The sequence below is a fragment of the Plantibacter sp. CFBP 13570 genome (assembly GCF_014841395.1).
Lineage (GTDB): Bacteria > Actinomycetota > Actinomycetes > Actinomycetales > Microbacteriaceae > Plantibacter > Plantibacter auratus.
Map to the genome: position 1 here is coordinate 1 of NZ_JACYTW010000087.1, position 10690 is coordinate 10690.

The 10690-nt window shown below is 69.8% G+C and carries 8 protein-coding genes and 1 pseudogene; 1 reads left to right on the top strand and 8 read right to left on the bottom strand.

What is annotated here, in order from left to right; genetic code table 11:
• The 8 genes and pseudogenes from IFT89_RS18400 to IFT89_RS18435 form a co-directional block, all read right to left on the bottom strand.
• Positions 1-189, bottom strand: a pseudogene (locus IFT89_RS18400) (hypothetical protein); the annotation flags it as partial.
• Positions 186-1499 (bottom strand): alpha/beta fold hydrolase, encoded by a 1314-nt coding sequence (locus IFT89_RS18405; RefSeq protein WP_202939677.1) that lies wholly within the window; start codon positions 1497-1499, stop codon positions 186-188. The pseudogene IFT89_RS18400 and the gene IFT89_RS18405, both read right to left, overlap by 4 nt.
• The gene (locus IFT89_RS18410) at positions 1496-2374 is read right to left on the bottom strand and encodes an ABC transporter ATP-binding protein (RefSeq protein WP_202939678.1); all 879 of its coding nucleotides are present in this window, start codon (positions 2372-2374) and stop codon (positions 1496-1498) included. The genes IFT89_RS18405 and IFT89_RS18410 overlap by 4 nt, the downstream gene beginning before the upstream one ends.
• Positions 2371-3252 (bottom strand): ABC transporter ATP-binding protein, encoded by an 882-nt coding sequence (locus tag IFT89_RS18415; protein WP_079705219.1) that lies wholly within the window; start codon positions 3250-3252, stop codon positions 2371-2373. The genes IFT89_RS18410 and IFT89_RS18415 overlap by 4 nt, the downstream gene beginning before the upstream one ends.
• Complete coding sequence (locus IFT89_RS18420; protein WP_079705218.1) at positions 3249-4244, bottom strand: ABC transporter permease; 996 nt, start codon at positions 4242-4244, stop codon at positions 3249-3251. Before IFT89_RS18420 ends, IFT89_RS18415 begins: the two co-directional genes overlap by 4 nt.
• Positions 4241-5176 (bottom strand): ABC transporter permease, encoded by a 936-nt coding sequence (locus IFT89_RS18425; protein ID WP_064294392.1) that lies wholly within the window; start codon positions 5174-5176, stop codon positions 4241-4243. Before IFT89_RS18425 ends, IFT89_RS18420 begins: the two co-directional genes overlap by 4 nt.
• 45 nt (positions 5177-5221) lie before the next feature.
• Positions 5222-6916, bottom strand: a complete 1695-nt coding sequence (locus IFT89_RS18430; protein ID WP_202939679.1) for an ABC transporter substrate-binding protein — start codon at positions 6914-6916, stop codon at positions 5222-5224.
• A gap of 78 nt (positions 6917-6994) precedes the next feature.
• Positions 6995-9013, bottom strand: coding sequence for a glycoside hydrolase family 127 protein (locus IFT89_RS18435; protein WP_194644048.1), 2019 nt, complete (start codon positions 9011-9013; stop codon positions 6995-6997).
• Positions 9014-9491: 478 nt separating this feature from the next.
• Here IFT89_RS18435 and IFT89_RS18440 point away from each other — a divergent pair.
• A partial coding sequence (locus IFT89_RS18440) for a DEAD/DEAH box helicase (RefSeq protein WP_202939680.1) occupies positions 9492-10690 on the top strand: 1199 nt, incomplete at its 3' end.

Consider the following 10690-nt stretch of genomic DNA (forward strand, 5'->3'; position numbering starts at 1 on the left):
GACCGGCGGCGTGCGGTCGGGGGTGCCCCAGCCGGTGCCGAGGAACTCGCGGAACGCCGGCACCTCGGCCAGGCGGGGCAGCTTCGGGTCCGGGTTCGCCGGGCGCGGCATGGACGTGGCTGGTGCCTCCGTGGTGGCCGGCGCGAGGCCCGCCGTCTGCTCGGGCGCCTGCTGCTGCGTGTCGGTCATGCCTGCTCCTCATCCGCGCGACGGCCGCCGCGCTCGTCCACCATCGAGAACAGGCGGCGCACCACGGCGGCGTCCTGGATCCCGTCGTGCTCGTACTCGTTCGTGACCCAGGCGGTCGCCCCGCCGACGGCGTCGACCGTCTCCAACTGCAGCTGCGCGTCCACGTACATGTCGTCGAAGTACACGGCCGCGGCGAGCGGCACCGTGCTCGCCTGCAGGACCGCGGGGTCGTACAGCGGGTCCCAGTCGGTCTTGGCCGCCAGTCGCTCCACTGCACCCTGGAAGGGCCGGAGCGAGCGGATCTCCTCGAACATCCAGGGATAGACCATCTCGCCCGTGAACAGCAGCGGCCTGGCCGTCTCGGCGAACGCCGGCCGTGCATCGCGCTCGGCCTGCGCCGCCCACGCGGTCGCCCCCGCGCCGGCGGCACCGTAGATGCTCTCCTGCAGGGCGATGAAGAGGGGGTTGTCGACGTAGGACGTCCTCCCCCAGGCCTGCGCCAGGAAGGTGTCGCTCAAGCGGTCGCCGCTGTCGAACGCCTCGTCGAGCAGCCAGTGGAGACGCTCGTAACCGGGCTTCATCCCGAAGTCGATCCCGAGGTTCTGGAAGCGCCGCACGGTGAGTCGATCGCCGTCCGGCAGGAGCACCTCCTCGGCGGCGAGTCGGTCGGCGATCCGCGCGACGGTGTCGACGTCCTGGGGGTACCATTCAGCGAAGGCCAGGTTCTTGCGCTCGGTGCGCGGATAGGTGCGTCGGTAGACCTCCGCCGCCGACGGGTGGATGCCCGCCAGACCGCCGGTGACGTAGCAGGCGGCCAGTCCCTCCGGGGCTCGCGAGAGGTAGGTGAGGGTGAGGAACCCGCCGTAGCTCTGACCGAGCGTCGACCAGCGACGGCCACCGAAGACGGTGCGGCGCAGGTACTCGGCGTCGTCGACGATCGAGTCTGCCCGGAAGCGTTCCAGGTACTCGGCCTGTGCGGCAGCGTCACCGACGGCCGCGATGGACCGGCCGTCGATCCTGGTGCTCCGCCCGGTGCCGCGCTGGTCGAGCAGCACGAGCCGGAAGGTGCGGAGGGCCTCGGCGATCCAGCCGTCCCTGGACACCGGACGCGGGCCTTTGCCGCCCGGTCCGCCCTGGAGGAACACGAGGACCGGGAGCTGTTCCTCGCGACGCAGGGGGTCGACGAGTTCGCGGGCGAACACGCTGATCGTGCGGCCCTCGTCGGGCCGTCGCCAGTCGAGCGGGACGTCGACCGTGTGGTCGGTCACGTGGATCCCCGGCAGCAGGGAGGTGGTGGTGCGGTGGGTCATGCCTGTGTCCTTCCGGCGGCCGGTCCGTGCGTCCGCTCCTGTTCGAGCATGGTGGCACGCGCGGCCTCCCAGCTCGGGTCGATCGTGGGCACGGCGGCGAGCAGGGTCTTCGTGTACTCGTCCTGCGGGTGGTCGAAGATCGCCTCGCGGTCACCCTGCTCGACCACCTTGCCCCGGTGCATGACCGCGACGTCGTGCGCGATCTGCCGCACGACGGCGAGGTCGTGCGCGATGAACAGGTAGCTCAGACCGCGCTCGGCCTGCAGGTCGCGCAGCAGGTCGATGATGCGTGCCTGCACCGACACGTCGAGCGCCGACACCGCCTCGTCGCAGATCACGAGCTTCGGGGAGACGGCGAGCGCCCTGGCGATCCCGATGCGCTGGGCCTGGCCGCCGGAGAACTGCCGCGGATAGCGCTGGAGGTGGTCGGGGTTCAGGCCGACGCGGTCGAGCAGGTCGCGCACGAGGGCACGCTTGCCCTGCTTCGGGGTGATGCCCTGGTAGTCGAGCGGTGCCGACACGATGCGCTCGACGGTGTGCCTCGGGTTGAGGGAGGAGAACGGGTCCTGGAAGACGACCTGCACCTTCGCCCGGAACGCGGCGAGCGCCGGCCCACGCGCAGTGGTGACGTCCTCGCCGTCGAAGGTGATCGTGCCGGCGGTCGGTTCGATGAGCTTCGCGATCATCCGCGCGGTCGTCGACTTGCCGCTGCCCGACTCCCCGACGATGCCGAGCGTCTCGCCGGCGCGGACGGCGAACCCGACGTCGTCGACGGCGCGGAACTGCGTGGTGCGTGCGCGGAACGCGCCGTCGCCCCTCGTGGTGAAGTCCTTCGTGAGCCCGGTGGCCTGCAGGAGCACTGGTGCGTCGTTCATGCCTGTCCCTCTCCGGTCGTGGCGGGTGCCGTCGGCCGCTCGGTGAACGGGTCGTCGATCCGCGGGAGGGCGTCGAGGAGCGCCCGGGTGTACGCCGCCTGCGGCCGGGAGAAGATCTGTTCGGCCGTGCCCATCTCGACGGGGTCGCCGCCGCGCATGACGAGCACGTCGTCGGCGACCTGACTGACGACGGCGAGGTCGTGGGTGATGAAGATCATGCCGGCACCGGTCTCCCGTTGCAGCTCGGAGAGGAGGTCGAGGATCTGCGCCTGGACGGTGACGTCGAGCGCCGTCGTCGGTTCGTCCGCGATGAGCAGGTCGGGTTCCAGACAGAGCGCCATGGCGATCATGATGCGCTGCCGCATGCCGCCAGAGAACTGGTGCGGGTAGTGGTCGACCCGCCGGGAGGCGTCCGCGATGCGGACCCGTTCGAGGGCCTCGATCGTGACGGCCCTGGCGGCCTTCCGGGACCCGCCGCGATGGGCGCGGTACGCCTCCTCGATCTGCAACCCGACGGTGTAGTACGGGTTGAGCGAGGAGAGCGGGTCCTGGAAGACCATCGCGATCCGATCGCCGCGCACTCGGCGCATCTCGCGGTCGCTGCGACCGACGAGCTCGTGTCCGCTCAGCCGGACGCTGCCGGTCGTACGCCCGCCGTTCGGGAGCAGTCCCATGATCGCGAGCGAGGTCATGGACTTGCCGGAGCCGGACTCGCCCACGATGCCGAGGGTCTGACCGTGCTGGACCGCGAACGACGCCTTCCGCACCACGTCGATGTCGCCGGAGGTGGTCGGGAAGGTGACCGTGAGGTCGTCGACCTCGAGCAGCGCTGCACCGGGGACGGGCAGGGAGATGGTCCTGGTGACGGTGGGGCTCATGCGCTCTTCACTCTCACTCTCGGGTCGAGGAACGTGTACACGACGTCGACCACGACGTTGCCGATGACCACGAAGAACGCGGCCAGGAGGGTGACGCCCATGATGACGGGCTGGTCGTTCTTCGCGATCGAGTCGGCGGCGAGCTTGCCGACGCCGTTCAGTCCGAACACCGTCTCGGTGATGAGGGCGCCCCCGAGGAGGCCCGCGAAGTCCATGCCGAAGAGCGTGACGACGGGGGTGAGCGCGGGCCGCAGCGCGTGGCGGCGCAGGATGAGCGGCGCGGGCAGGCCCTTCGCCCGGGCGGTCCGCATGAAGTTCTCACCGAGGGTGTCGATGACGTTCGCCCGGACGAGCCTCGCGTACATCGACGCGTAGCCGAGGGCGAGCACGATCCACGGCATGAGGTAGTTCTGGAACCACCGGACCGGGTCCTCGGCGAAGGGCACGGCCTGCGGGAACGGCAGGATCTGCAGCTGCACCACGAGGACGTACTGCAGGAGGAGCGCGAGGAAGTAGTTCGGCAGGCTGATGCCGGCGAGGGCGACCATCATCGCGCCACGGTCCCAGCCGGTCCCCTGCTTGACGGCGCTGAGCAGGCCACCGCTGACGCCGACGAGCAGCCAGAGGACCGCCGCACCGATCGCGACCGTCGCGGTCACGGGGAAGCGCGCGGTGATCATGTCCATGACGGACTCGTTGGTCTGGAAGCTGAAGCCGAGGCACGGTGCCGCGCAGGAGACCGCCGAGGCGCCCTCCCCGTAGCTCCGGCCCATGACGATCCCCCGGATGAACTCGAGGTACTGCTGCCAGAACGGCTGGTCGAGCCCGAGCTGCGCCCGGATCTGGTCGATGCGGTCGGGGGTGCAGGTCTTGCCGCAGATCTGCACCGCCGGGTCGGGCGACAGCAGGAAGAAGATGACGTAGGTGAAGAGGCTGATGAGCAGCAGGATGCCGATCGCCGACGCGATGCGGCGCAGGAGGTAGAGGGTCATGAGGCGGCGTCTCCCGAGTCGAGGGCCTTGCGCAGGCGGTCGCCGAGCACGGTGAAGGACAGCACCGTGAGGAACAGGAAGGTGCCGGGGATCAGGAAGTACATCGGGTCGACCGCGTACCAGCCGACCGCGGTCGCGATCATCTGGCCCCAGCTCGGCGTGGGCGGGGTGACGCCGACACCGAGGAAGGAGAGGCCCGCCTCCGTGCCGATGTAACCGGGAACGGCGAGGGTGGCCAGGACGATGATGGTGCCGCGGAGGTTCGGCAGGATCTCGCGGAAGACGATGCGGATGCCTCCGGCACCCGAAGCGCGCGCCGACTCGACGAACTCGCTCGTCCGCAGCGACATCGCCTGACCGCGCACCACCCGGGCGGTGTACGGCCAGCCGAAGAGGCTCAGCACCACGACGAGCAGGACCGGTCGGTTGCCGGCGGGCAGGGCCGACAGGAGCGCGATCATGAAGATGAGCGACGGGAACGCCATGAGGAAGTCCATGACGCGGGAGACGACCTGGTCGACCCACCCGCCGTAGAAGCCGGCGAGCATGCCGAGCACGACGCCGAGCACGGTGGTGACGATCGTCGCCGAGACGGCGATCGACAGCGACACCTGCGCACCGAAGGCGATGCGCGCGAAGATGTCGCGTCCGTTCCCGGGTTCGACCCCGAACCAGTGCTCGGCGGAGATCCCGCCGAGGTTGCCGATCGGCACGCCGCCGAGGTCGGAGTCCACCGCCGACTTGTCGAAGGTGTACGGACCCCAGCCGCTGATCGCGGTGATCAGCGGGGCGAGGATCGCGAGCAGCACGACGAGCACGATGAACGCGACGCTGAGCAGCACCGGTGGGCTGGAACGGAGGGTGGCGATCACCCGCCGCGCGGGGGTGGGCGCACCGACCGGCGCACCCACCTCCTCGGCGACGGTGGTCAGCTCACTGGGAACGGACGACGACATCTGCGGCTACCGGCTTTCCGACTACTTGCCGGCCGAGGACAGGCCGACGGAGACGTAGTCGATGCCACCGGAGTACCCGGCGTGCGAGTACGCACCGGCGACGTTGGCTCCGACGACCATGACCGTCTTCTCGAACAGCAGCGGCACCGTCGGCACGAGCTTCTGGATCTGCTCGTCGAGCGCGCCCCAAGCGGCGTTGGCCTCGTCGGTGTCGGTCATCGCGCGGATCTCGGCGATGCGCTCGTTGACGGCGGGGTCGTTCAGCTGCGCGATGTTCGAGTTGCCCTTCGGGAAGATCTGCGAGCCGTCGAAGAGCGGCGGCAGGAAGGTCGAACCGGAGGCCCAGTCCGGGCACCAGCCGGTGATGGCGGCGTCGTTCTGCTGCGACGTCGTGCCGATGACCTCGTAGTAGGTCGAGGTGTCGATGAGGTTGAAGTTCACCGTGATGCCGGCCTTCGCGAGCGCCTGCTGCACCGCCTCGGCCTGCGCCTGCATCTTGGGCTGGCTGCGGATGTCGAGCGTGAAGGAGAAGCCGTCGGGGAGGCCCGCCTCGGCGAGGAGTTCCTTGGCCTTCTCCGGGTCGCCTGCGTTGTCCTTGCTCGGGTAGAGGTCGAACTCGGTGTGACCGGCGACGGTGGGCGGCAGCATGGTGGTCGCGATGTCCGCGAGCTGCGATCCGCCCGAGGCGTCCTTCACCGACTCGCGGTCGATGGCGTAGGCGATGGCCTGGCGGACCAGCGGGTTGTCCATGTTCGGCTTGGTCGTGTTCAGACCCATGTACGTGGTGCAGCCCTGGAGACCGGCGATGGTCCGTGCCTTGAGTGCCGGCGTCTGGATCCGGGAGATGGAGGCCGCCTGGACGGATCCGGCGATCGCGTTCGCGTCGTCACCCTGGCCGGCGATCATGCGCTCGTCGATGGTCGAGGCGTCGAGGCCGAAGGTGAAGTCGAAGCCGTCCGGGTAGGCCTTGCGGACGTCGTCCGTCTTCGGGTCCCACGAGTCGTTGCGGACGAGCTTCAGCTGCGAACCGCGCTCGTAGCTGTCGACCTTGTAGGGGCCGGAGGCGATCGGCATCTTGTCGAGGCTCGTCGTCGTCACCCGCTCGGTGTCGGCCGGGAAGGGCGTGAAGCTGTTCTGCCCGACGACGCTCGCGAAGTCGGCGAACGGCTCCTTGAGCGTGAAGACGATGGTCTGGTCGTCCGGCGTCTGGATGGACGGCAGGTCACCCGTGATGTACGGGCCCTCGTACGAGTCCGTCCCGGCGATCGTCAGGCGGGCGTAGGGCGATCCGACGGCGATGGCCGGGTCGAAGGAGCGCTCGACGCCGAACTTGACGTCCTTGCTCGTGATCGGCGTGCCGTCCTCGAACTTGAGGTCGTCCTTGAGCGTGAACGTCCACTGGAGGCCGTCGTCGCTCACCGTGCCGAGGTCGGTCGCGAGGTCGGGGACCATCTCGGTGCCCTTGGCGCCCTCGCCCGTGGACTGCGTCGTCAACGTGCGGTAGATGAGGCGGTAGAAGTTGTTCACGCCGCCGTCGAAGCCCTGGACCGGGTCGAGGTGCGAGAAGTCCGCGTTGAGGAGGACGTCGACGGTGCCGCCCTTCACCGGGGTGCTGGACGGTCCGTCACCTCCCGAGCCCGAACCCGCGGAGGTACACCCCGCGAGGAGGAGGACGGCCGCCGCCGCGAGGGCGGTGATGGAGAATCGTTGCTTCATGACGCTCTGCTTTCGTGTCGATCGGGCGGGTCGCCCGAGGGTGGAGAGGGTGGAGCGGGGTCGAGGGGCGGGAGGAGGTCAGCGGGCGCGGAACCAGACGCGCATGGCACCCGGTTCGCGGTTGCCCCAGAGGGCGTAGGGGATGAGGGTCGCGGTGGTCTGCGTCACCGAGGCCGTCGTCTCGGTGTCGGCGAGCGGTGCCGCGGCCGGCTCGGCCTCGGGCGCACCGGAGAGGACCGGGTAGAGCACGGCCGGAGCGGGGGCGTCGATCACCGCCGGGACGAGGAGCGCGACGGCGTCGATCCCCTCCCGGTCCAGGATCCGACGGTGCTCGACGACCGCGCGATCCGCGTCGGCTCCGGAGAACCGCAGGAGGTCGAGGTCCGCCGTCGTGTCCTGCTGCTCGGCGCAGGAGACGATCGGTCCGCGGACGAAGGCGATCGAGCCGCGGAGGGCGTCGACGGAGGGGTGCGCGCCGTGGGCCCGGACCGGCATCGGGAGGTCGAGCTCCACGGTGTCGCCGGCACGCCACCACCGCCGGACACGGATCCACCCGTCGACGGGTTCGAGCGGCGCGGTCGACCCGCCCACGCGGATGGAGCCGCCCACGACCCACGCGGGGATGCGGATCGCGAGCTCGACCTCGTCGTCGGCGGCGGTGTCCACCGTCACGGTGACCGCTCCGTCCCACGGATACGCGGTGTCGACGGTGACGGAGAGCCGCTCGGTCGTGATCGACGCCGCGGTGAGGTGGGCGACTTCGACACCGGCGGGGGTCGACGTCGCGAGGTGATCCTGCAGCTCCGCGGTCCAGCGCACGATGTTCGGCGGGCAGCACGGGCAGCCGAACCAGCTCCGTCTGAGGAGTTCGCCGTCCGCCTCCGCCCCCGACCGCTGCAGGTGGTCGGGGCGACGCTGCAGCGGGTTGTCGTAGAAGAAGGCCATGCCGTCCGCGGAGAGGCCGGCGGCGTAGGCGTTGTAGAGGACGGTCTCGACGGTGTCGAGGACGGCCGCCGACCCGGTCGCGAGGTACAGGCGCCAGCCCCACTGCATGACGGCGATCGCCGCACACGTCTCGCTGTAGGAGCGTTCGGACGGCAACTCGTAGCGGTCGCCGATCGCCTCGTCGGAGTGTCGACTCCCGAGGCCGCCCGTGAGGTAGAGCTTCGTCTCCACCATGTCGTCCCAGAGCCGCTGCAGCGACGCGAGCAGCTCCTGGTCGCCGCGTTCGAGGGCGACGTCGGTCGCTCCGGCTGCCAGGTACGCCATGCGGACGGCGTGTCCGGTCACGGAGTCGAGGTCGCGCAGTGGGGCCGAGTCCTGGAAGTACTCGGCGGGGAAGACCCGGAGCTCGACCGTGCCGTGGCCGCGTCGGTCGATGAACGCGCTCGCGAGCTCGAGGTAGGACGGCTCGCCGGTCTCGCGAAAGAGCTCCACCAGGGCCATCTCGACCTCGGGGTGCCCGCACACCTGCGGGTCGCCGTCCGGTCCGAACCGTTCGACGGCGAGGTCGGCGAAGGCCCGTGCGACGTGCAGCAGACGGTCGTCGCCGAGACGACGCTTCGCGGCGACCGCCGCCTGGATGAGGTGCCCGAGGTTGTACAGCTCGTGGCCCCAGGCGAGGTCCTCCCAGGGTTCCTTCTCGATCTCCGGAGCCTGGAAGTAGGAGTTGAGGTAGCCGTCGTCGCGCTGCGCGGCTTCGATGACGCCGACGGCCTCCTCGTAGAAGTCGCGGACGTCGCCGGGTGCCGCCCCGACGACCTCGTCCTCGGCGAGCAGGTAGGCGAGGCCTTCGAGGGTCTTGAAGACGTCCGTGTCGAGGAACGGGTAGCGTCCGCGGAAGCGTGACGTGCCGTCCCCCGGGTCGGCGATCCGGGCGAGGTTGTCGAGGTTGCCGGCCAGGCGGAGCTGCTCGATCGAGTGCGGGACGGTGGCGTCCCGGTTCCGACGCTGCCACGCACCGAGTTCGCCGTCTCCCAGCGCGACCTGTCCGGCGCCCAGCGGGATGCGGACTCCTGCGATCGGTGCGACGGCGGCGTACCGGCCTCCCGCGTGCACCGCGGTGCTCGCTGCTCGGGCGTCTTCGTCGAAGCTCATGGGCGACAGGCCTTTCTGTACCGTGTGACACAGTACACGGATCCGGGTTTGTGGTGGGTGACACATTACTCACCTGTTCCAGCGGACTGTCAAGCGCCGACGACCGATTCCAGGAGATGGAAACACAGCCGTAACGCGCCACTCCCAGCAGACTCCTCGCCGGATGCGCTACGCTGGAGGAACTTGCGTGCGATCGCACCCTCCGGTGCGGTACTCGCTTGCGTCGTAGAACGCTCCCTCTCTCCCCTGCGCGGCACCCAGCGGTGCATGCCAGGGTCGATGACACTTCATACGGCGAACGGATGCGCGACCTGCGCCTTCGCCACCTCCCACCAGCGACGACGCCGACGGAAGCACGCCGTACCATCCACGTGAGTCATCACGTGCGTGGTCATCCCGGCAGTGCCCGCTACCGCACACGAGTGCGCCGGCAGCCGTCATCGAAGCTCGTGGCCGTGCCTGAAAGAGACACACACCCATGACCGAAGCAACCATCACCTTCGACGCCCTCGGCGTCCCGGCACCACTCGTCGCCTCCCTCGCGAAGGACGGCAAGACGAGCGCGTTCCCCATCCAGATCGACACGCTCCCCGACACCCTCGGCGGACGCGACGTCCTCGGCCGCGGCAAGACCGGCTCCGGCAAGACCCTCGCCTTCAGCATCCCGATGGTCGCCCGTCTCGGCGGCGCCCTCGCCGGTGGCAAGCGCCGCCCGGGTCGCCCGCTCGGACTCGTCCTCGCACCGACGCGCGAGCTCGCCACCCAGATCGCCGCGGTCATGCAGCCGCTGGCCGACGCCTACTCGCTGAAGACCACCACGATCTTCGGCGGCGTCTCGCAGAAGCGTCAGGAAGAGGCGCTCCGCGCCGGCGTCGACATCGTCATCGCCTGCCCCGGCCGCCTCGAGGACCTCATGAAGCAGGGCTTCGTGAACCTCGACGCCGTGGAGATCACCGTCCTCGACGAGGCCGACCACATGGCCGACCTCGGCTTCCTGCCGGTCGTCACGCGCATCCTCGACAAGACGCCTCGCGGCGGGCAGCGTCTGCTCTTCTCCGCGACGCTCGACAACGGCGTGGACAAGCTCGTCCGCAAGTTCCTGCAGAACGAGGTGCTCCACTCCGTCGACGAGGCGAACTCGCCCGTCGCCGCGATGACGCACCACGTCTTCACGACCCCCTCGGTCGAGTCGAAGAAGGACCTCATCCAGGCCCTCGCCTCGGGTAGCGGCCGTCGCATCCTCTTCATGCGCACGAAGCACCACGCCAAGAAGCTCGCGAAGCAGCTCACCGACTCCGGCATCCCCGCGGTCGACCTGCACGGCAACCTCTCGCAGGTGGCCCGCGACCGCAACCTCGCGGCCTTCAGCGCCGGGACCGCCAAGGTCCTCGTCGCCACCGACGTCGCCGCCCGCGGTGTGCACGTGGACGACGTCGAACTCGTCATCCACGTCGACCCGCCGACCGAGCACAAGGCGTACCTGCACCGCTCGGGCCGCACGGCTCGTGCGGGCAGCGCCGGTGACGTCGTCACCCTCGCGATCCCCGGCCAGATCGAGGACCTCAAGAAGCTCCTCCGCAAGGCCGAGATCAACGTCACCCCGCAGGCGGTCACCGCGACCTCCCCGGCGGTCCTCGAGCTCATCGGCGACGTCGCCGCCTACGTGAAGCCCGCGCC

Bases quoted from the DNA above. Each gene is read 5' to 3' on its own strand.
- IFT89_RS18430 (WP_202939679.1), bottom strand. From the start codon at position 6,916: ATGAAGCAACGATTCTCCATCACCGCCCTCGCGGCGGCGGCCGTCCTC.
- IFT89_RS18435 (WP_194644048.1), bottom strand. From the start codon at position 9,013: ATGAGCTTCGACGAAGACGCCCGAGCAGCGAGCACCGCGGTGCACGCG.
- IFT89_RS18405 (WP_202939677.1), bottom strand. From the start codon at position 1,499: ATGACCCACCGCACCACCACCTCCCTGCTGCCGGGGATCCACGTGACC.
- IFT89_RS18415 (WP_079705219.1), bottom strand. From the start codon at position 3,252: ATGAGCCCCACCGTCACCAGGACCATCTCCCTGCCCGTCCCCGGTGCA.
- IFT89_RS18420 (WP_079705218.1), bottom strand. From the start codon at position 4,244: ATGACCCTCTACCTCCTGCGCCGCATCGCGTCGGCGATCGGCATCCTG.
- IFT89_RS18410 (WP_202939678.1), bottom strand. From the start codon at position 2,374: ATGAACGACGCACCAGTGCTCCTGCAGGCCACCGGGCTCACGAAGGAC.